This is a genomic window from Mycobacterium sp. BMJ-28, assembly GCF_054404835.1.
This window is the reverse complement of the sequence record NZ_CM136783.1, coordinates 6195514-6217107: the sequence shown is the minus strand read 5'-3', so window position 1 is coordinate 6217107 and position 21594 is coordinate 6195514. Positions and strand designations below refer to the sequence as shown.

Sequence of the window (21594 nt, the reverse complement as noted above, 5' to 3'; positions counted from 1 at the left end):
CAGACGCCGGACCGTGCCGGGCCGCAACACTGTGGCATCAGCGAACGGTACCAGCCCAGGGGGTCTGCGGACACCTCCGTTCGCACCTGAAATAGCCGGTTAGCCTCGCACTATGACAACGCAGTGGACGCCGGCACGGCTGGGCGATCTGACCGGTAAACGCATCATCGTGACGGGTGCGACCAATGGTGTGGGATTGGCGACGGCGACCACCTTGGCCCGTGCCGGAGCCCGGGTGATCCTGGCCGTGCGCAACACCGCACTCGGTGCGCAACGGGCCGCCGAGATGGGCGACAACGCCGCGGTGGCCGAGCTGAATCTGGCCGACCTGTCGTCGGTGCGAGCCTTCCCCGGCCGGCTCGACGACCTCGGTGTGGCTGAGATCGACATCCTGATCAACAACGCCGGCACCCTCACCCGGCAGCGGACCGACACCGTCGACGGTTTCGAGGCCACCCTCGCCACCAACCTGCTCGGGCCGTTCGCCTTGACCAATCTGCTGCTGGCCCGGGTGCGCAAGCAGATCATCAACGTGGGGTCCGAAGCGCACAAGTCGGCCGCCCTGCACCTGGACGAACTGCATCTGCGCAGCCGCCGATGGACGGTGATGGGCTCGTACGCGGCCTCGAAACTCGCGGTCATGCTGTGGGGCCTGGAACTCGATCGCAGGTTGCGCGCCGCCGGATCGCCCGTCGTCACGCACCTCACCCACCCCGGCTGGGTCGACTCGAACCTGCCCCAGGTGGCCGGCGGCCCGCTGATGGGCGTCGTGCAACGCGGGGTCAAACTGGTCGCCGGTGCGCTCGCCAACGACAAGGACGCCGGCGCGGCCACCACGCTGTACTGCATCAGCGAGCCGATCCCACCGGGCAGCTACGTCGGTGTGGACGGCCGTCTGGGCCTGCGTGGTGGTCCGGTGCTGACCGGCCGGTCGGCGCTGGCCTGCGACTACGCGGTCGCGGGCCGCATCGTGCAGTTCGCCGAACAGGAAACGGGCACCGAACTGGTGACCGCCGGCACGCGCTGATTGTTCGCCGGGGCATCACGACGCCGTCATATCCGCGTGTCATGGTGCCGACGTGACCGTGAAACCGGCACCCGGCCGACTCGTCGAACGGTTTCACCGATTCTGTGAGCGCGCCGTCGCGCGCCTGCCGCTCGGGCTCGACGGGGTGGTCGCCCCCACCTTCCTCGGCTTCGCGCTGATCAACGGTTTCACCTTCGGGTTGGATCTGGTGATTCTCACGGTGCTGCACAGCGGGTTCGGCGCACCGCTGCCGATCGCCCTGACCATCGGCTATGTGTCCGCGTTTGCGCTGAGCTACCTGTTGAATCGGACGCTGAACTTTCGTTCGCACGCCGTGGTGGGACCGCAGCTGGCCATCTACGTCGCGGTGGTCGCCGTCAACTACGGGGCTTTCATCGTCGCGCTGCCCACCGCGCTGGCGTCGTTCGGGCTCGAGTATCACCTGGCCCGGATCCTCGCAGGCGCCGGCGAGGCCGTGTTCATGTACTGCGCGATGCGGTGGTTGGTATTCCGCCGCTGAGGTGGCCCTCGGTTCTTTACGCTCGTCAGCATCTGGTCCCACCGCCGAGGAGATCGTTCATGACCACACACCACAACGCCGTCGGGCGCCGCCAGATGCTGGCCGGTGCGGGAATCGCCATGGGAGCCACCGCGATTGCGGCCTGCTCGGGCCACGCGGACAAGGCGGCCACCCCCGCGGCGGATGCGCCGGCGGGAACGTCGGCAGCGGACGGTCCTGCCGGGCCGCTCGCGAAGACGTCCCAGGTCCCGGTCGGCTCGGGGCTGATCGTGGACGGAGTGGTCCTGACCCAACCCACGGCCGGGGTGTTCAAAGGGCTCTCGTCGGTGTGCACGCACGCCGGTTGCGCGGTATCCGCCGTCGCCGACGGGAGGATCACCTGCCCGTGCCACGGCAGTGCGTTCGATCTGGACGGAGCCGTCCTCAAGGGCCCGGCGACCAAGCCGCTGGCCCCGGTCGCCGTGGCCGTGCACGGTCAGGACATCGTCAAGGGATAGTCACTACCGGGAACCCGATAGTCCCTGATTACGATCACCGCCTGTGGGAGACGACGAGGGAGTCACACAGCCGTGGTACGAGGAATCGTGGGCGGTGTACGCGGCAGGCGCAGGTGCGCTGGCGGTGATCGTCGTCCTGGTGTTCGCGGTGGTGCAGACCTCGCACAGTGCGATGAATCCGGGCCGCCCGCCCGAACCCCCGAGCGTCGACGCACCGGCGACTGCGCGGACCACCACCACGACGACCACCACCCGCACCCGCTCGACGACACCGTCGACCGCCGATATCAACCCGTCGGACTCCAGCACCGAGTCCACCACCACGACGACCACCGATGACTGGGTGCCCGGATTTCCCGAACTGACCGGTGGCACGTCGACTACGACGACCGACCCCTACGCGCCGAGCAGTACCCCGCCGCGGGCCGGGGCGATCTGACGGATCAGGACAGCGCGCTGCCCTTGCGCCACTGATCCCACGGCACGCTCCAGTCACCGTTCTGCGCCAGCAGTTGTTGCGGCGGACCGCCGGTGTGCTGGATCTCGACCACATCGCCGGGTACCGAGAAGTTGTAGAACCATTCGGCATTCTCGGAGCTCAGGTTCAGGCAGCCATGCGAGGTGTTGGTGTTGCCCTGCGCCCACACCGTGGCATTGAGCTGGTGCAGATAGATGCCGTCACCGCTGATCCGGGTGGCCCACGGGATGGTTTCGCGATAGCCCAGCCGGGAGTTGACCGGCAATCCGTAGGACGACGAGTCCATGATCACCGGGTTGGCCTTGTCCAGCACGGTGTACACCCCTGGCGGGGTCCAGAAGCTCAGCGTGGTGCCGCCGACGGTTTCGGTGCCGCCCCGGCCCATCGAGGTGGGCATGGTGCGCACCAGCTTGCCGTTGTCGAACACGCTGACCTGTTTGGTGTTGTCGTCGGCGACCGACACGTGCGCGTCGCCGATCTTGAACGACACCTTCTCGTCGTCCTGCCCGTAGACACCGTCGCCCAGCGGCACCCCGTAGATGTTGGCGTCGACGGTCACCGTGGTCCCCGGTGCGTAATAACGCTCGGGGCGCCAGTGCGCGGTCTGCTCGTCGACCCAGTTCCACGACCCCCGCACCGGTGGCGACGTGGTCACCACCATCTGGCGTTCGGCACGGGCGTGGTCGGTGATCGGCTCGTCGAACCGCGCGACGACGACGGTGCCGATCCCGTAGGTAGCACCGTCTTTCAGCGACGCATATCCGGTGGTGTTCAGGTAGACCGACGTCTGATAGCTGGGGGAGACCGTGGTGAAACTCGACGTTTCCGCGGCCGGCATCCCGGCGGGACCCCGGGAATGCACCGTCATGGTGTAGGTCCGGCCGTAACCGAGCTGGACCGCCGGCTTCCACGCGGTGCGGTCCGGGGTGAGGATGCCGGGCACCGCGGTGCCGTTCTCGTTGACCATCGACACCTCGGTGAGGGTGCCGGTGAGCGCGGTGACCCGAACCGGCCCCACCGGCAGCACGTCCGCCGCGCCCGCGGACGGCTCCACCCGGACCGTCGCCGGAACCGGTGCCGGCGGTGCGGCCGCCTCCGCCGCCAAGTCGTGCCCGGCGGCCAGGGTGCGGCAGCCGGCCTGGCATTCGGCGATCCGCGAGCTCTGCGTCACCCCGAGACCGGTGGCGACGATAAGGAACGCCGCAAACATCGCGGCGCGCACTCGGTGACGATCAAGACGCACGGGCTCTCCGGGGCAGAGGACGGAAGGGTCCGGGGTGCTGCACTGCACCGGCCGGAAGAAGCTCTCATACTAGAGGGCCCGGGCCCCCGATCACGCCCGACCGCTGATCTCCATGCTGTCCGTGTCGCGCGCCGCGAAGTTGATGCTCGTGTAACCGTTCGCCGGATTGCGTACGTAGTCGAGATATGGCTTGGCGTCGGCCATTTCGGTGTTGTCGGCGATCACCAGCGCGCCAGCGGACAACTTCGGCTCCAGCACCCGCAGCACCGGGAGGTAGAGCTCTTTCCAGCCGTCCATGAGTACGAGATCGACCGGACCGGCCACCTCGGCCAGCGTGCTGACCGCGTCGCCCTCCAGGACGGTGATGAGATCCGACAATCCCGTCTCGTCGAAGGTGCGCGACGCGGCGGCGATCTTGGCCGCGCTGAGTTCGGTGGTGATGACGCGCCCGGTGCCGTTGTCGCGTACCGCGGCCGCCAGGTGCACCGTCGACAGGCCGAAGGACATCCCGAATTCCACGATCGTGGCGGGCCGGGCGGCGCGCACCAAGGTGTAGAGCAGCCGGCCGGCGTCCGGGGTGATGGGCATGTAGATATCGCTGACCGCGTCGGCGCGTTCCTGGGCGGTGGCCTGCGGGTCGATCGCGCGGAAGCGGGCGTGGATACCGGCCCGCTGCGCGTCGGATTCGGCATACATCCGCTCCAATGCGGAGGTGACCCGGGCATCGTGCAATGTCGTCATGCCGGCGAACCTACGCGCGGCAACTGTGCGCTGGATTAGACCGACACCCGACGGTCTGCCACAATTGCAGGTGAGGGGAGTACTCCTACGCTGCGGTGTCGTCATCACGTCGTCTGTCATCAGAGGACCGGTGCCGTGGGTTGTGCCTTGACCGGCACGGCGGAAGAGACCTCGGCCGTTGAACGACGACCGGAGGCTCTTTTTTCATGAATGTGTCTGCACTCGAGTGGACCATCACGCTCAGCGTGACCATCGCGATCCTGCTCTTCGACGTGATCGTGATCGGGCGGCGCCCGCACGAACCGTCCAAGCGCGAGACGGCGACCTACCTGACCGTCTACGTCAGCCTTGCCGTGGCGTTCGGGCTGTGGACCTGGTTCTTCCACGGCAGCCAGTACGGCGTGGAGTTCTTCGCCGGCTGGCTCACCGAATACAGCCTGTCGGTGGACAACCTGTTCATCTTCTTGATCATCATGGCCAGCTTCAAGGTGCCAAGGATCTATCAACAGCAGGCGCTGCTCGTCGGCATCATCCTGGCGCTCATCTTCCGTGGCATCTTCATCGCGCTCGGCGCGGTGGCCATCGAACAGTTCTCCTGGGTGTTCTACCTCTTCGGCGCGTTCCTGGTGTACACGGCGATCAAACTGGTCCGCGACACCGAGCACGATGACGATGCCGACAACGGCGTGGTCCGGTTTGCGCAGAAGCACCTGAAGTTCACCGACAAGTGGGATGGCCTGCGCTTGTGGGTGAAAGACAACGGCAGCCGCCTGATGACCCCGATGTTCCTGGTGATCGTCGCGCTGGGCACCACCGACCTGTTGTTCGCCCTGGACTCCATCCCGGCGATCTACGGGCTGACCCGTGAGCCGTACCTGGTGTTCACCGCGAACGTGTTCGCGCTGATGGGTCTGCGCCAGCTGTACTTCCTGCTGGGCGATCTGCTCAAGCGGCTGGTGTACCTGTCTCAGGGCTTGGCGTTCATCCTGGGCTTCATCGGCGTGAAACTGCTGTTGCATGCCCTGCACGAGAACGAGGTGCCGTTCATCAACGGCGGTGAGTCGGTGCACGTGCCGGAGATCCCGACGCTGGCCAGCCTCGGCGTCATCGTCGTCACCCTGGTGATCACCACCGTGGCCAGCCTGTACAAGACGCGGTCCGACGCGAAGAAGGCCGCACCGGTCGCCGAATAGCTCAGTCCCGCACGAACCGGACGTTCTCGGTCAGCGGATTGCGGCCCACCCGCAAGTCGTTGGCCGGGAACGCCGGGTCCGGGTAGCCGATGGCCAACCCGCACAACACCCGCATCTCCTCCGGCAACCCGAGTTGTTCGCGCAGCACCTCGGGATAACCGGCGATGGACACCTGCACACATGACCCCAGGCCGCGGGCGGTCAGCGCCAGCAGCAGCGTCTGCAGGAACATCCCGACCCCCAAGCTGTCGACCAAACCCAGGTCGTGGTGCATGCACACGATGCCGGCCAGCGGGGCGCGGAAGAACTCCCAGTTGCGCAGCACGGCCAGGTGACGGGCTTCGGCGTCGTGACGGGCGATGCCCATCGATCCGTACACCAGGCCGCCGAGGTCGCGGCGGTAGTGCTCGAACTCCTCGGGCAGCTTGGGCACCTTGGGCGCCGACGACCGCGCCTGGGCGAGCAGTGCCTCGACCAGGCGGTCGCGCGCCGGCCCGGAGACGAACACCACCTGCCATGGCTGCACGTTGGAGTTGGACGGGGCGCGTATCGCCAGCGCAAGGGCCTCCTCGATCAGCTCCTGCGGTACGGGCTTGTCCCGCAGGAAAAGCCGGCTGGACCGGCGTCCGGTGATGGCGTCTTCGAGGTCGTGCATGGGGTCGATCCTGCACCGTCGAAGCCGTTTCCCGGGCAGATGACATCAAGAAAATCGCCGGCGCTCAGACGGTGGTGTTGACATAGCCGCCGTCGATGCGGACGTCGGCGCCGGTGATGTTGGCCGAACGGTCACTCGCCAGGAACAGCGCCAGGTCGGCCACCTCTTGAGCGGTGGTGGCCCGGCCGGTTGCGGCACGGGACACCACCGACTGCAGTACCTCTTGGGCCGATACGCCGCTGTCGCCGCTGAACTGCTCGCCGACGCCGCCCTCGGCCAGCCACAGCGGGGTCGACACCGGGCCGGGGCTGATGACGTTCACCCGGACACCTCGGGGACCGAACTCGGCCGACAGACCCTTGGCGAGATTCGCCAGCGCGGCCTTGGTGGCGCTGTAGTCGAGGATGGGGGAGTCGGGCTGCACCGCGTTGACCGAACCGATCATCACGATCGACCCGCCGTGCGCGAGCAGGTGCGGCAGCGCCGCACGGGTCACCCGAACCGCCGAGAGCAGGTTCACCTCGATGCTGGCCTGCCAATCCTGGTCGCTGACGGTGAGGAAGCCGCCCATGTGCGGGGTCACCGCGCCGGTGTTGTTCACCAGGATGTCGATGCCGCCCCGGTCGGCGGCCGCGGCCACGATCGCCTCGGCGCCTTCCGGGGTGGCCAGATCCGCCGCGACGAAGGTCGCCGATCCGGCGGCTTCGAGCGCCTGCAGTTCGGCGGAGTTGTGCCGGGCGCCGGCGATGACGTGCGCGCCGGCGTCGGCGAACGCCTGGCTGATGGCCAGGCCGATGCCCTTGCCGGCACCGGTGACGACGGCGATCTTGTTGTGCAGGTGCATGTCCATGCCCATAGCGTGCCCTGGCCGGCGCGGTGCTGCGTGAAACCGGTGATTAACACCACCCCAGCAAACTGACTGCGATACCATTTCGCCGGGTTCGGACGGCCGGACCGGATAGAGGTGGGTCGATGGCGAATTCCCGGTCCCGGCATCGCGCCCGGACGACGTCTCTGCTTGGCGGGGTGATCGGCTCGGCAGGCGTGGCTCTGGCCGGCGCCGCGCTGCTGAGCATCGCCCCGGCGGTGTCCACCGGACCCGCGCTGCTGGCAAACTCATCGGTGTACTACCTGCAGGGCACCAAGATCGGCGACACCACCAGCCATCCGGCGCCGTATGTCTTCACCACCGAGATGATGTCCGGTGCCGGTGAGACGGCACCGGATCCGGCCGACTTCCACTTCGTGGACTACCCGGCCACCATCGGGCCGTTCTCCAACGGCGGTTTCCGCGATCCGTCCTGGGGTGTCTCGGTGGGCCGGGGCATCGCCGCTCTCGGTGAGCAACCGCACAGCGGGGATACCGTGTTCGGCTTCTCGCAGGGCGCCGTCGTCGCCACCGCGTACAAGCGGGACCACTTGGCCAACGGCGTCAACTACGTGCTGGTGGAAAATCCGGCCCGGCCCAACGGCGGCATCTTCGAACGGTTCCACGGGCTCTACGTGCCGCTGCTCGACATCAACTTCAGCGGTGCGACCCCGGTGGTGCGCGAACCCGCCGACGGCAGCGGCACCACGGTGGACATCGCCCGGCAGTACGACGGGTGGGCCGACTTCCCCAAATATCCGCTGAACGTGGTGGCCACCGCGAACGCGGTGCTCGGGATCATCTATCTGCACGGCGGCACCCAGGACCTCGACGAGGACGCCGTCAAAGACATCGACAAGACCGACTCCAGGTACTACCAGCAGCACGGTGACACCACCTACTACCTGATCCCGACCAGGCAACTGCCACTGCTGATGCCGCTGAACGGCCTGCTCCCCAAATCGGTGCTGGCCAAACTGGACGCCCCGCTACGTGCGTTGGTGGAACTCGGTTACGACAGAAGCGATTACAGCAAGAGCACCCCGGCCCAACTGCTGCCGCCGATCGGCCACAGCACCGCGGCCGCCGCTGAGGCAGCAGTGCCCGCGCCGAAGCGATCGGCGGACCCGAAGCCGGCACCCGAGGCCACCGACGACACGCCGAAACCGGCCAGGACGTCGTTGCCGTCCAGGATCCGGCAATCGGGCGCGGCCATCACGGCCAGGCTGCGGTCACTCACCGGCAAGAAACCGGCCCCCGGAGCCAAGAAGCCCGAGCCGGCCACACCGGAAACCGGTGCCACGCATCCCGATCCGCCGGCATCCCAGCCCAAGACGCATGAGACGACGGCGTCGGATCCGGGCACGGACAAACCGGACGCCGCGTGAACTATCCGGCGCCGCAGCGGGATTGGACCCGCCGTTAAGCGTGTCGCCTAATCGGTAAAGGGCCCGTCTCGGTCCGTGCCTGATTACCGTGGGTCGGCATGTCCATCGCTGTACGCAAGGCCGTCGTCGGCGCCTCGATCGGCAACGCCGTCGAATGGTTCGATTTCGCGATCTACGGTTTTCTGGCCACTTTCATCGCCGCGCACTTCTTCCCGGCCGGCGACGACACCGCGGCCCTGCTCAACACTTTCGCCATCTTCGCCGCCGCCTTCTTCATGCGTCCGCTGGGTGGCTTGGTGTTCGGCCCGCTCGGCGACCGCGTCGGCAGGCAGAAGGTGCTGGCGGTCGTCATCCTGTTGATGTCCGGCGCGACGCTGCTGATCGGCCTGCTGCCGACCTACACCTCGATCGGGGTGGCCGCCCCGCTGTTGCTGCTCGGGCTGCGCTGCCTGCAGGGTTTCTCGGCCGGGGGCGAATACGGCGGCGGCGCGGTCTATCTCGCCGAGTACGCCGACCCGGCGCGCCGCGGTCTGACCGTGACGTTCATGGCCTGGTCCGGAGTGCTGGGATTTCTGCTCGGTTCCGTCACCGTCACCGTGTTGCAGGCGACGCTGCCGGCGGCCGCCATGGACAGCTACGGCTGGCGCATCCCGTTCCTGCTCGCGGCGCCGCTGGGCCTGGTCGGCCTGTACATCCGGTTGCGCTTGGACGACACCCCGGAGTTCACCGAACTCAGCGGCCGCGACGGCGTCTCGGGCCGGCCGCTGCGCGAGGCGCTCACCACGTCCTGGCGGCCGATCCTGCAAGTGATCGGCCTGTTCCTGATCTTCAATGTCGGCTACTACGTGGTGTTCACTTTTCTGCCGAGCTATCTCATCAAGACTCTGCACCACAGCAGGACGGCATCGTTCGTATCGATCACCCTGGCCAGTCTGGTGGCGCTGATCTTGATCCTGCCGCTGGCCGCGCTGTCGGACCGGATCGGGCGGCGTCCGCTGCTGATCGCCGGATCGTCGGCGTTCATCGTGCTGGCGTATCCGCTTTTCCTGCTGCTGAATTCGGGGTCGGTGGTCGCGGCGATCGGCGCGCATTGTGCCCTGGCCGCCATCGAGTCGGTGTATGTGTCGACGGCGGTGACCGCGGGGGTGGAACTGTTCGCCACCCGGGTGCGCTACAGCGGTTTCTCGGTGGGCTACAACGTGTGCGTGGCCCTGTTCGGCGGCACCACGCCCTACGTCGTGACGTGGCTGACCGCCGACGTCGGCAGCGTGCTCGCCCCGGCGGCCTATTTGATGGTCGCGGCGGCGCTGTCCCTGGGCGCGGTCCTCACGCTGCGCAGATAACCGCGCGATCGCCGGGCGGCCTGCCATGATGGGCCGATGGGTGTGCGGGCCAGGCCGACGGGGCCGTCCAAATCGGCACGGCCGACCAAAGCCGACGTCGCGCGACTGGCCAAGGTCTCGCCGGCGACGGTCAGCTATGTGCTCAACGACGTCAAAGGCCAGACCATCTCGGCGCAGACCCGGGCCGCCGTGCACGATGCGGCCCGCCAGCTCGGCTACCGGCCCAACCTCGCGGCCCGCAACCTGGCCCGCGGCGGCAGCGGGGTGGTGCTCTACGTGGTGCCACGGTTCTCTCTGGGTGAACTCCTGCTGGAGGTCGGCAGCCGGCTGACCACTGAACTGGGCCGGCACGGCATCGTGCTGTCGTTGCAATTCGAGACCGACGACGGCCGCAATGTCGTCGATGCCGTCGCCGATCTGAATCCGATCGCCGTCACCAGTGTCTTCCCGCTGAGCGGGGCGGCATTGGAAGCCGTTGTCGCAGCGGGTATTCCGCAGATCCACCTGGGTAGTACGCAGTTGCACGCAATGGGCGACCTGCATCTGAGCATCGGCCGGATGCGGGTGGCACACCTGGTGTCGCGCGGGCACCGCAAGCTGGCGTTCGCCTACGCCGAGGCCGCGGCGCTGCGCCCACTGGGCGACTACTGGCTGGCCGGGTTGCGGGTGGCCGCCACCGAGTTGCCCGACATCGAGATCGGTGCCGTCGCCGCCGACGGCAGCGACGCGGCGGCCGTGGTGCGCGGCTGGGTAGCGGCCGGGGTGACGGCGGTCTGCGCGCAGAGCGACGAGACCGCACTGGTGGTGTTGCACGGCATCAGGGAGGCCGGGCTGCGCTGCCCGCAGGACCTCGCCGTCATCGGCGTCGACGCGATCCCGCTGGGCGCGGTGAGCGGGCCGCCGCTGACCTCGGTGGGTCTGGACGCCAGGACGATCGTCCAGGTGTCGGTGGCGGCGATGATGTCCGAGCTCGGGTATCCCAGCGGGCGGGAGCCCAGCAGCGACGACGTCGCGCACCTGATCCAGCGGGCCTCCACCTGACCTTCATGCTTGCCCCGGGGTGCCGACCCGCGTAACTTACGCGAGTAAGTAACCGGCAGCCTCCGGAGAAGGTGAGTTATTTCAGTGACGGTCGACGCAAGCAAAGACGTGTACTTCGACCCGTACAACGTCGAGATCAACGCCAACCCGTACCCGGCGTTCGCCCGGCTGCGGGAGGAGGCGCCGCTGTACTACAACGAAGAGTTCGACTTCTACGCGCTGAGCCGGTTCGCCGATGTGAACAAGGCACTCATCGACCACGAGACGTTCAGCTCGGCCCGCGGCGCGATCATCGAACTCATCAAAGCTGATATCGAAATCCCCTCGGGTGCATTGATTTTCGAGGATCCGCCGATCCACACCACGCACCGCAAACTGCTCGCCAGGATGTTCACCCCGCGCAAGATCGCCGCCCTGGAACCTAAGATCCGGGAATTCTGCGCGCAGGCGCTCGACCCCCTGGTCGGCGCGGGCAAGCTCGATTTCATCACCGACTTCGGCGCCATCATGCCGATGCGGGTGATCAGCACCCTGCTCGGCATCCCCGAGGACGACCAGGAGATGATCCGCGACCACGGCAACGACCAGATGCGCACCGAGGCCGGTAAGCCGATGAAGGCCGCCAGCGAAGGGTTGATCGACGGATCGATCTTCGAGACCTATATCGACTGGCGTAAGGACAACCCGTCCGACGACATCATGACCGACCTGCTCAACGTCGAGTTCACCGATGAGCAGGGCGTGACCCGCAAGCTCACCCGCGAAGAGCTGCTGATCTACATCAACGTGGTCGCCGGCGCAGGCAACGAGACCACCACCCGGCTCATCGGCTGGGCGGCCAAGGTGCTCGCCGAGCATCCCGACCAGCGCCGCCAGTTGGTCGAGAACCCCGGCCTCATCCCGCAGGCGATCGAGGAACTGCTGCGCTTCGAACCGCCGGCGCCGCACGTGGCGCGGTACGTGACGCGCGACGTCGAGTACTACGGCCAGACGGTGCCCCAGGGTGCCGCGATGATGATGCTGATCGGCTCGGCCGTCCGCGACAGCCGCCAGTTCCCACCCGACGGTGAGATTTTCGACATCCACCGCGAACAGCGCCAGCATCTGGCGTTCAGTGTCGGCACCCACTTCTGCCTGGGCTCGGCATTGGCGCGCCTGGAAGGCCGGATCGCACTCGAGGAGATGCTCAAGCGTTTCCCGGAGTGGGAGGTCGACCTGCCGAACGCCAAGCTGTCGCCGACCTCCACGGTCCGCGGCTGGGATTCGATGCCGGTCCACATCCCGTGATGGCCGGTGCACCGGTTCGATCGGTCGGGTGACCGACGCCGAACCGAGCGCCTGACCGCGCTCTTAGGCGCGCGGCCCGCCGACCCCATAGGGTTGTGACGTGCTTGGCCATGCCCTGGTGGTGCTGTTCGCCTTGTGCGCCGCGATCTTCGCCGCCGTCGGCATCGTGGTGCGCCAGCGCGCCACCCTCGACGTCCCCCCGGAACACGGGGTGAGCACTGCCATGATCGCCACGTTGATGCGCCGTCCACTGTGGTGGGCCGGTACCGCCGCCGCTGTGGCGGGTTTCGTCTTCCAGGCGCTGGCGCTGGCGAACGGTTCGTTGTTGGTGGTGCAGCCGCTGCTGGTGTCGGCGCTGCTGTTCGCGCTGCCGCTGAGTGCACGGCTGGCGCACCGCAGGGTCACCCGCGGCGAGTGGTTGTGGGCGATCCTGCTGACGTTGGCACTGGCGGTGTTCATCCTGCTGGCGCATCCGCGCGCCAACGAGCCGCTCGCACCGGCCGGCCAGATCACGGTGGTGGTGGCGATCAGCCTGCTTCTCGTCGTCGGTTGTGTGGCGATCGCCGTGCGCAGGCCGGGCTGGCAACGCGCGGTGCTGTTGGCGGTCGGGGTCGGGGTGCTGTTCGGCATGGTCGCGGTGATGACCAAGGTGCTCACGCATCTGCTGGCCCGCGACAGCGTCGCCCAGGTGCTCGCCACCCCGGTGCCCTACGTCCTGGTGGCCCTGGGCGTGGTGGCCACGCTGCTGCAGCAGTCGGCGTTCCACGCCGGTTCCCTGCAGACCTCGGTGCCCACCATGATCGTGATCGAACCGCTGGCCGCCGTGCTGCTGGGTGCCTTCATCCTGGGTGAGACGCTCGATGCCAACGGCTGGGAGTCCATTGTGCTGACCGCCGCGGTGGTCGCGATGACCGCGGCGACCATTGCGCTCGGCCGTGACGAAGGGGCCTACGAGGCCCAGTTGGAAGCGCACAAGGCGCCCGTACGCAGTTAGCTGGGACTTTCCCGGCCATCGGCTGTCAAGTTCCTGGAAGCCAGGTCGCGGGCACCGCGGCGGTGTTCTTGCTCACAACCCCCTGGTAGCCGCCACGAGCGGGCATATCTTTAGTTTTGCTAACGTTGTTTGAGGCGCGGGTCGAAGAGCCCGGCAGACAACACCAAAATTAGCCACTGATCGAGAACATTCGGGGGTTCACCTATGACCAACGACTTGAGCGACGAGCGCTTCGAGCGCCGCCTGAGCCACCTTTCCGAGACCGACCCGCAGTTCGCGGCCGCCGCGCCCAGCGCGGAGGTGATCGCCGCCGTCGACAAGCCGGGGCTGCGCCTGCCCGCGGTCGTCAAGACCGTGTTGCAGGGCTACGGCGATCGTCCCGCGCTCGGCCAGCGCGCCGTCGAGTTCGTCACCGATCCGGTGACCGGGCGGACGACCGCCACGCTGCTCCCGCGCTTCGAGACCATCAGCCACCGGCAGCTCTGGGACCGCGTCCAAGCGGTCGCCAACGCGTGGCACGACCAGCCGGTCCGCGCCGGCGACCGGGTCGCCATCCTGGGCTTCACCAGCGTCGACTACACCACCGTGGACACCGCGCTGACCCAGTTGGGTGCCGTTTCCGTGCCGCTGCAGACCAGCGCGCAATTCGCGCAGTTGCAACCGATCGTTGCCGAGACCGAACCCGTCCTGATCGCGACGAGCATCGACTACCTCGCCGACGCCGTCGAACTCGCCGAGAGCGCCGCGACCACGCACCTGGTGGTCTTCGACTACCACCCCGAGGTAGACGATCAGCGTGAGGCCGTCGAGGCCGCGCGGGTCCGGCTGGGCGGACGGGTCGCGGTCGAGACGTTCGCCGACGTGCTGGACCGTGGTGCGGCCCTGCCCGATATCGAGGGTGTGGTCGCCGACACCGCGCCGGACGCCGACCCGCTGAGCCTGTTGATCTACACCTCCGGCAGCACCGGCGCCCCCAAGGGCGCGATGTACCTCGAGAGCAAGGTCGCCAACATCTGGCGCCCTGCCGCCAATGCGCACTGGGACGACAGCCAGGGCAAGGTGCCCTCGATCGTGCTGAGCTTCATGCCGATGAGCCACGTGATGGGCCGCGGCATCCTGTACGGCGCGCTGGCTTCCGGTGGCACCGTCAACTTCGCCGCCCGCGCCGACCTGTCCACCTTCCTGGACGACCTCGCGCTGACCCGCCCCACTCAGCTGAATTTCGTGCCGCGCATCTGGGACATGCTGTTCCAGGAATTCCAGAGCCGGATGAGCCACGGCGCCGACGAGGACACGGTACTGGCCGATATGCGGGAGAACCTGCTCGGCGGCCGCTATATCAGTGCCCTCACCGGCTCGGCGCCCATCTCGCCGGAACTGAAGGCCTGGGTCGAACGCCTGCTGGAGCAGCACCTGCTGGAGGGCTACGGTTCGACGGAGGCCGGCTCGGTCTTCGTGGACGGCCGGATCACCCGTCCGCCGGTGCTGGAGTACAAACTGGTCGACGTGCCCGAACTCGGGTACCGGCTCTCCGACGTCCCGCATCCGCGCGGCGAGCTGTTGGTGAAGTCCACCCAGCTGTTCCCCGGCTACTACAAGCGCCCGGAGATCACGGCGCAGATGTTCGACGAGGACGGTTTCTACCGCACCGGCGACATCGTCGCCGAGCTCGGCCCCGACGAGGTCCGCTACGTGGACCGCCGCAACAATGTGCTCAAGCTGGCCCAGGGCGAGTTCGTCACCGTCTCCAAGCTGGAGGCCGCGTTCAACAACAGCCCGCTGGTGCAGCAGATCTACATCTACGGCAACAGCTCGCGGCCCTACCTGCTGGCCGTGGTGGTACCCACCGATCCGAACGCGACCAAAGCGGCCATCGCCGCATCGCTTACGGACACTGCCAAGTCCGCCGACCTGCAGAGCTACGAGGTTCCCCGGGACTTCCTCATCGAGACAACGCCTTTCACCGTCGAGAACGGTCTGCTGACCGGTATCCGCAAGCTGGCCTGGCCCAAGCTCAAGGAGCGCTACGGAGCCGAGCTGGAGGAGCTGTACACCGAGTTGGCCGACGGCCAGGCCAACGAACTGCAGGCCTTGCGTCAGCACGGCGCCGACGCGCCGGTGCTCGAGACGGTCAGCCGGGCCGCGGTCGCGCTGTTGGGTGCGGCGAGCAGTGACGTCGCCGCAGATGCGCACTTCACCGATCTGGGTGGGGATTCGTTGTCGGCGTTGACCTTCGGCAATCTGTTGCAGGAGATCTTCGGTGTGGAGGTGCCGGTGTCGGTGATCGTCAGCCCGGCCTCGGATCTGCAGACGGTCGCCGATCACATCGAGACCCAGCGTGCCGGTGGCACCGGACGGCCCACCTTCGCGTCCATCCACGGTGCCGGAGCGAAGGAGGTGCACGCCGCCGATCTCACCCTGGACAAGTTCCTGGACGAGGCCACCCTCGCCGTTGCGCCGTCACTTCCCGGTCCGGCCAACGAGATTCGCACGGTGTTGCTGACCGGGTCGACCGGGTTCCTGGGCCGGTATCTGGCCCTGGAGTGGCTGGAGCGGATGGACCTGGTGGACGGCAAGCTGATCTGCCTGGTGCGGGCACGTAGTAATGAGGAGGCGAGGAGGCGTCTCGACAAGACCTTCGACACCGGTGACCCGAAGCTGCTCGCGCACTACCGGGAACTGGCCGCCGACCACCTAGAGGTCATCGCCGGCGACAAGGGCGAGGCGAATCTCGGCCTCGATCAAGATGTTTGGCAGCGGTTGGCCGACACCGTGGACCTCATCGTCGATCCGGCCGCGCTGGTCAACCACGTGCTGCCCTACAGCGAGCTGTTCGGTCCCAACGCACTGGGCACCGCCGAACTGATCCGCATCGCGCTGACCACCAAGATCAAGCCGTTCGCCTACGTGTCCACCATCGGCGTCGGCTGGGGTATCGAACCCGGCAAGTTCGTCGAGGACGCCGACATCCGGACCATCAGCGCCACCCGGATCGTCGACGAGACCTACGCCAACGGGTACGGCACCAGCAAGTGGGCCGGTGAAGTATTGCTGCGCGAAGCCCATGATCTGGCCGGGTTGCCGGTGTCGGTGTTCCGCTGCGACATGATCCTGGCCGACACCACCTACGCCGGCCAGCTGAACCTGCCGGACATGTTCACCCGGATGATGTTCAGCCTGGTGGCCACCGGCGTCGCACCGAAGTCGTTCAATCAGCTTGATGCTCAAGGGAATCGGCAACGCGCTCATTACGACGGACTGCCCGTGGAGTTCATCGCCGAAGCGATCTCCACCCTCGGTGCGCATATCGACGACGGGTTCGCGACGTATCACGTGATGAACCCCTACGACGACGGCATCAGCATGGACACCTTCGTCGACTGGCTGATCGAGGCCGGGTACAAGATCGAGCGGGTCGGTGACTACACCGACTGGCTGGACCGTTTCGAGACCACCCTGCGTGGCCTGCCGGACAAGCAGCGCCAAGCCTCGCTGCTGCCACTGCTGCACAACTACCAGCAGCCCGGCGTCCCGGTGAATGGGGCGATGGCCCCGACCGAGGTGTTCCGTGCGGCGGTGCAAGAGGCGAAAATCGGCCCGGACAAAGATATTCCGCATGTCACCGCGCCGGTGATCGTGAAGTACATCACCGATCTGCAGCTGCTCGGCCTGCTCTGAGGACAACAGCCTGGTCACCATGCACCCCCGTGGTGGCCAGGCTTTTCTCAGCGCATTGACAGCCACGGGCGGGAATTCGACGGCCCGCCCGCTCGTCGTTCTTAGTAGAGCCCAACGCCGCGCTCGCCCTGATTTGTATTGAAATACCACACGTTTTAGAGGTTTTGTGATGCCGAACGATACCCAAGACGAACGGCTCGAACGCCGCATCGCCGACTTGATCGCCAATGATCCGCAGTTCGCCGCGGCGCGCCCCGACCCGGCCGTCGGCAGGGCCGCGGAAGCCCCCGGGATCAGGCTCCCGCAGATCGTGCAGAGCGTGCTGACCGGCTACGCCGACAGGCCCGCCCTCGGGCAGCGCGCCGTCGAGTTCGTCACCGACCCGGCCACCGGCCGGACCGCCGCAGCGCTGCTTGCGCGCTTTGACACCGTCACCTACGGCGAACTGTGGGACCGGGTCCGCGCGGCGTCCGCCGCCCTGCATGCCGTCGGCCTGGAAGCCGGCGACCGGGTGGCCATCCTCGGATTCACCAGCGCCGACTACACCGTCATCGACACCGCGCTGGGCCAGATCGGTGCAGTTTCGGTTCCCCTGCAGTCCAGTTCGGCCGCGTCCGCACTGGCGCCGATCCTGGTGGAGACGGAGCCGCGCGTCATCGCCGCCAGCATCTCCTATCTCGACGAGGCCGTTGAGCTGGCACTCACCGGGCACGCACCCGAACGCGTCGTCGTGTTCGATTACCACCCCGAGGTCGACGACCAGCGCGAGGCGCTGGCTGCGGCCGCCGGGGCACTGATCCCGGCCGCGGTGACCATCGAGACCCTGTCCGAAGTGCTGGCACGAGGCGCCGATCTGCCGCAGGCGCCGGCGCCGAGCGCCGAGGACCCGAATCCGCTGGCGTTGCTCATCTACACCTCCGGCAGCACCGGCGCCCCCAAGGGCGCGATGTATCTGGAGAGCCAGGTCGCCTCCTTCTGGCAGCGCTCGAGCGAGTCCTGGTTCGGGCCGAGCGTCGCGTCCATCAACCTCAATTTCATGCCGATGAGCCACGTGATGGGTCGCGGCATCCTGTACAGCACCCTGGCCGCCGGTGGCACCTGCTACTTCGCTGCCCGGGCCGACCTGTCCACATTGCTGGACGATCTGGCGCTGTCCCGCCCCACCGAGCTGAACTTCGTGCCCAGGGTCTGGGAGATGCTCTACCAAGAGTTCCAGAGCCGCACCAGCCACGGAGCGGATGAGCAGACGGTGCTGGCCGATATGCGGGAGAACCTGCTCGGCGGCCGCTACGTGGACGCGATGACCGGCTCGGCGCCGATCACCGACGCCCTGAAGGCGTGGGTGGAGGACTTCCTCGGTATTCACCTGCGCGAGGGTTACGGCTCCACCGAGGCCGGCATGGTGTTCTTCGACGGCCGGGTGCAGCGCCCGCCGACCATCGACTACAAGCTGGTCGACGTCCCCGACCTCGGCTATTACCGCACCGACCAACCGCATCCGCGGGGCGAGCTTCTGGTCAAGACGGTCAACCTGTTCCCCGGCTACTACAAGCGGCCCGAAGTCACCGCGGGCGTGTTCGACGAGGACGGTTTCTACCGCACCGGCGATATCGTCGCCGAGCTCGGACCCGACCAGATCCGCTATGTGGACCGGCGCAACAACGTGCTGAAGCTGGCGCAGGGCGAATTCGTCACGCTGGCCAAGCTGGAAGCCGCATTCAGCAACAACAGCCCGCTGGTCCGCCAGATCTACGTCTACGGCAACAGCGCCCAGCCGTACCTGCTCGCCGTGGTGGTGCCGACCCCGGAAGCGTTGTCGCGCTTGGACACCGATGGCCTCAAACGGGCCATCGCCGAGTCGCTGCAGGATGTCGCCAAGACGCAGGATCTGCAGTCCTACGAGGTCCCGCGTGATTTCCTCATCGAGACCACCCCGTTCACGGTGGAGAACGGTCTGCTGACCGGTATCCGCAAGCTGGCCTGGCCCAAGCTCAAGGCACAGTACGGGCCCGCGCTGGAGGAGCTGTACACCGAGCTGGCCGACGTACAGGCCCGCGAACTGCGCGCGTTGCGGGCCGAGGGCGCCGACGCACCGGTGCTCGAGACGGTCAGCCGCGCCGCAGCCGCCCTTCTCGGCGCGTCGACCTCGGATGTGGCCCCGGACGCGCACTTCACCGATCTGGGTGGGGATTCGTTGTCGGCGTTGACCTTCGGCAATCTGTTGCAGGAGATCTTCGGTGTGGAGGTGCCGGTGTCGGTGATCGTCAGCCCGGCCTCGGATCTGCAGACGGTCGCCGATCACATCGAGACCCAGCGTGCCGGTGGGACCGGACGGCCCACCTTCGCCTCCGTGCATGGCCGGCACGCCGCCGAGGTCACCGCGAGCGAGCTCACCCTGGACAAGTTCCTGGACGCCGCGACTCTGGCTGCCGCCCCGGCACTTCCGAAGGTGAGCACCGAGATCCGTACGGTGTTGCTGACCGGTGCGACCGGGTTCCTGGGCCGGTATCTGGCCCTGGAGTGGCTGGAGCGGATGGACCTGGTGGACGGCAAGCTGATCTGCCTGGTGCGGGCACGTAGTAATGAGGAGGCGAGGAGGCGTCTCGACAAGACCTTCGACACCGGTGACCCGAAGCTGCTCGCGCACTACCGGGAACTGGCCGCCGACCACCTGGAGGTCATCGCCGGCGACAAGGGCGAGGCGGACCTGGGACTGGAGCGGGCCACCTGGCAGCGGCTGGCCGACACCGTGGACCTCATCGTCGATCCGGCCGCGCTGGTCAACCACGTGCTGCCCTACAGCGAGCTGTTCGGTCCCAACGCACTGGGCACCGCCGAACTGATCCGCATCGCGCTGACCACCAAGATCAAGCCGTTCATCTACGTCTCCACCATCGGCGTGGGCGACCAGATCGAACCCGGCAAGTTCGTCGAAGATGCCGACGTCCGGGTGATGAGCGCGGTGCGCGCGATCAACGACAACTACGCCAACGGGTACGGCACCAGCAAGTGGGCCGGTGAGGTGTTGCTGCGCGAAGCCCATGATCTGGCCGGGTTGCCGGTGTCGGTGTTCCGCTGCGACATGATCCTGGCCGACACCACCTACGCCGGTCAGCTGAACCTGCCGGACATGTTCACCCGGATGATGTTCAGCCTGGTGGCCACCGGGATCGCGCCGGAATCCTTCTACGCACTGGACGCCGACGGTGGTCGCCGGCAGTCGCACTACGACGGACTGCCCGTGGAGTTCATCGCCGAAGCCATCTCGACCCTCGGCGCGCATGTGCAGAGTGGCTTCGAGACCTACCACGTGATGAACCCCTACGACGACGGCATCAGCATGGACACCTTCGTCGACTGGCTGATCGACGCCGGGTACAAGATCGAGCGGGTCGGCGATTACCCGAACTGGTTGGCGCGCTTCGAGAGCACCCTGCGTGGCCTGCCGGACAAGCAGCGCCAAGCCTCGCTACTGCCACTGCTGCACAACTACCAGCACCCCGAGACCCCGGTGAACGGCTCTATCGCCCCGACCGAGGTGTTCCGTGCGGCGGTACAAGAGGCGAAAATCGGCCCGGACAAAGACATTCCGCATGTCACCGCGCCGGTGATCGAGAAGTACATCACCGATCTGCAGCTGCTCGGCCTGCTCTAGGCGTGCCAGGACGACCATCGGCTGACGTCGACGGTCACCACCGGACCGTCCAGCGCGATGCGCTCGTACTGCCGATACTTGACCCGCAACAACGCATAACCGATCGCCATCTGGTCACCGTGGGCATGGATCTCGGCGGTACCGTCGGCGCGCACCCACCACAGCTGTGCCCAGTCGTCGGCGTAATGGTCGACCAGCAGACTCACCCGCGGGTTGGCCTCGATATTGGCCAGCCGCCGCAACCGCTGGGTGGATTTACGTTTCGCGTCCACGGCGGTGTACACCGTGTCACCGCTGACCGCGAAAACCACCGGCACCAGGTGCGGGACGCCGTCGGAGACGGTGGCCAACACCGCGACGGGCGCCGCGGCGAACAACCCGGCCGGTTCGGTCATCGGGGCGACCGGGGCTGCGGCGCAACACTGATCGGCGATCGGGTGACGTTGATCCTGGGCTTGGAGGACGGCTCCGGCTCACTGCGCTGCCGGGGCGCCGGGGCGGACTCCGCCGGCGCAGGGGGCGGCGGCGGCGGGGGCGGTGGAGGCGGCGGTGGTGGTTCGGGGGCAGGCACCGACGTGGTGGTGGTCGTGGGCGTGGCGGACGGTGACGGGTCGACCTGGTCCGGGGCGTCCTGATCACCCGAGCCCGAGAACACCAGCAGCACGACCGACACCACGATGGCGATGGCCGCGGCGCCGACGGCGAGCAGGGCCAGCGTCGCCTTCTGGGTGCGATACCAGGGCGCCGGTGGAGGTTTGAATGTCCACGTTCCCGCATTGAATGCGTCGAACGGCCCGGGCTCGGGCTCGTGGCGGGCGGCTACCGGTTCGAATAGCCGCGGGTCGTCCCACACGCTGGCGTTATGTCCCACCCAGCTGGGGTGGTCGGCGCCGATCGCGCCGCCGGCATCGACCGGATCGGCGCCCTCGTCCACCCGGGAGTGTGCACCCCCTGGGGCCTCGCGTTCAGCCACACCCCAGATAGTA

18 protein-coding genes are annotated in these 21594 nt (G+C 67.4%); 12 read left to right on the top strand and 6 right to left on the bottom strand.

Annotated elements, in window-relative coordinates; translation table 11 throughout:
- Positions 1–112: 112 nt before the first annotated feature.
- Genes ACXPWS_RS30680 through ACXPWS_RS30665 form a run of 4 tightly spaced genes read left to right on the top strand, consistent with a single transcriptional unit; the run spans position 113 to position 2483 of the window.
- The gene (locus ACXPWS_RS30680) at positions 113–1027 is read left to right on the top strand and encodes an SDR family NAD(P)-dependent oxidoreductase (protein ID WP_458710256.1); all 915 of its coding nucleotides are present in this window, start codon (positions 113–115) and stop codon (positions 1025–1027) included.
- A 52-nt stretch (positions 1028–1079) separates the two neighbouring features.
- Entirely contained in the window at positions 1080–1547 is a 468-nt protein-coding gene (locus ACXPWS_RS30675; protein WP_458710255.1) for a GtrA family protein, read from the top strand.
- A gap of 59 nt (positions 1548–1606) precedes the next feature.
- Entirely contained in the window at positions 1607–2044 is a 438-nt protein-coding gene (locus ACXPWS_RS30670; RefSeq protein WP_458710254.1) for a Rieske (2Fe-2S) protein, read from the top strand.
- 43 nt (positions 2045–2087) lie between these two features.
- A complete protein-coding gene (locus tag ACXPWS_RS30665; protein ID WP_458710253.1) occupies positions 2088–2483 on the top strand; it encodes a hypothetical protein in 396 nt (131 codons plus the stop codon).
- A 4-nt stretch (positions 2484–2487) separates the two neighbouring features.
- Here the strand turns inward: ACXPWS_RS30665 and ACXPWS_RS30660 are convergent, their stop codons facing one another.
- Positions 2488–3732 carry a L,D-transpeptidase gene (locus tag ACXPWS_RS30660; protein ID WP_458713760.1) on the bottom strand — a complete coding sequence of 415 codons (1245 nt, stop codon included), beginning with the start codon at positions 3730–3732 and terminating at the stop codon, positions 2488–2490.
- A 123-nt stretch (positions 3733–3855) separates the two neighbouring features.
- The gene (locus tag ACXPWS_RS30655; protein WP_458710252.1) at positions 3856–4506 is read right to left on the bottom strand and encodes an O-methyltransferase; all 651 of its coding nucleotides are present in this window, start codon (positions 4504–4506) and stop codon (positions 3856–3858) included.
- 206 nt (positions 4507–4712) lie between these two features.
- Between ACXPWS_RS30655 and ACXPWS_RS30650 the strand changes: the two genes are divergently transcribed.
- On the top strand, positions 4713–5699 hold the full coding sequence (locus tag ACXPWS_RS30650) for a TerC family protein (RefSeq protein WP_458710251.1): 987 nt from the start codon (positions 4713–4715) through the stop codon (positions 5697–5699).
- 1 nt (position 5700) lies between these two features.
- Here the strand turns inward: ACXPWS_RS30650 and ACXPWS_RS30645 are convergent, their stop codons facing one another.
- Together ACXPWS_RS30645 and ACXPWS_RS30640 are read right to left on the bottom strand one after the other, a co-directional pair.
- The gene (locus ACXPWS_RS30645) at positions 5701–6354 is read right to left on the bottom strand and encodes a nitroreductase (protein WP_458710250.1); all 654 of its coding nucleotides are present in this window, start codon (positions 6352–6354) and stop codon (positions 5701–5703) included.
- 64 nt (positions 6355–6418) lie between these two features.
- The gene (locus ACXPWS_RS30640; RefSeq protein ID WP_458710249.1) at positions 6419–7204 is read right to left on the bottom strand and encodes an SDR family NAD(P)-dependent oxidoreductase; all 786 of its coding nucleotides are present in this window, start codon (positions 7202–7204) and stop codon (positions 6419–6421) included.
- A 122-nt stretch (positions 7205–7326) separates the two neighbouring features.
- Between ACXPWS_RS30640 and ACXPWS_RS30635 the strand changes: the two genes are divergently transcribed.
- The 7 genes from ACXPWS_RS30635 to car (ACXPWS_RS30605) all read left to right on the top strand — a co-directional run bounded on the left by ACXPWS_RS30635 (position 7327) and on the right by car (ACXPWS_RS30605) (position 20608).
- The gene (locus tag ACXPWS_RS30635) at positions 7327–8610 is read left to right on the top strand and encodes a PE-PPE domain-containing protein (RefSeq protein ID WP_458710248.1); all 1284 of its coding nucleotides are present in this window, start codon (positions 7327–7329) and stop codon (positions 8608–8610) included.
- Positions 8611–8708: 98 nt separating this feature from the next.
- Positions 8709–9953, top strand: a complete 1245-nt coding sequence (locus ACXPWS_RS30630) for an MFS transporter (RefSeq protein ID WP_458710247.1) — start codon at positions 8709–8711, stop codon at positions 9951–9953.
- A gap of 36 nt (positions 9954–9989) precedes the next feature.
- A complete protein-coding gene (locus ACXPWS_RS30625) occupies positions 9990–10994 on the top strand; it encodes a LacI family DNA-binding transcriptional regulator (protein WP_458710246.1) in 1005 nt (334 codons plus the stop codon).
- 84 nt (positions 10995–11078) lie between these two features.
- Positions 11079–12281: a cytochrome P450 gene (locus ACXPWS_RS30620; RefSeq protein ID WP_458710245.1), complete on the top strand. Its 1203-nt coding sequence runs from the start codon at positions 11079–11081 to the stop codon at positions 12279–12281.
- Between the two features lie 100 nt (positions 12282–12381).
- A complete protein-coding gene (locus tag ACXPWS_RS30615; RefSeq protein ID WP_458710244.1) occupies positions 12382–13275 on the top strand; it encodes a DMT family transporter in 894 nt (297 codons plus the stop codon).
- Between the two features lie 204 nt (positions 13276–13479).
- The gene (gene car / locus ACXPWS_RS30610) at positions 13480–16953 is read left to right on the top strand and encodes a carboxylic acid reductase (RefSeq protein WP_458710243.1); all 3474 of its coding nucleotides are present in this window, start codon (positions 13480–13482) and stop codon (positions 16951–16953) included.
- Between the two features lie 169 nt (positions 16954–17122).
- On the top strand, positions 17123–20608 hold the full coding sequence (car, locus tag ACXPWS_RS30605; protein ID WP_458710242.1) for a carboxylic acid reductase: 3486 nt from the start codon (positions 17123–17125) through the stop codon (positions 20606–20608).
- Here the strand turns inward: car (ACXPWS_RS30605) and ACXPWS_RS30600 are convergent.
- Positions 20605–21003 carry a TIGR03668 family PPOX class F420-dependent oxidoreductase gene (locus ACXPWS_RS30600; RefSeq protein ID WP_458710241.1) on the bottom strand — a complete coding sequence of 133 codons (399 nt, stop codon included), beginning with the start codon at positions 21001–21003 and terminating at the stop codon, positions 20605–20607. The genes car (ACXPWS_RS30605) and ACXPWS_RS30600 overlap by 4 nt on opposite strands.
- Positions 21000–21581, bottom strand: coding sequence for a hypothetical protein (locus tag ACXPWS_RS30595; protein WP_458710240.1), 582 nt, complete (start codon positions 21579–21581; stop codon positions 21000–21002). Before ACXPWS_RS30595 ends, ACXPWS_RS30600 begins: the two co-directional genes overlap by 4 nt.
- Positions 21582–21594: the final 13 nt, after the last annotated feature.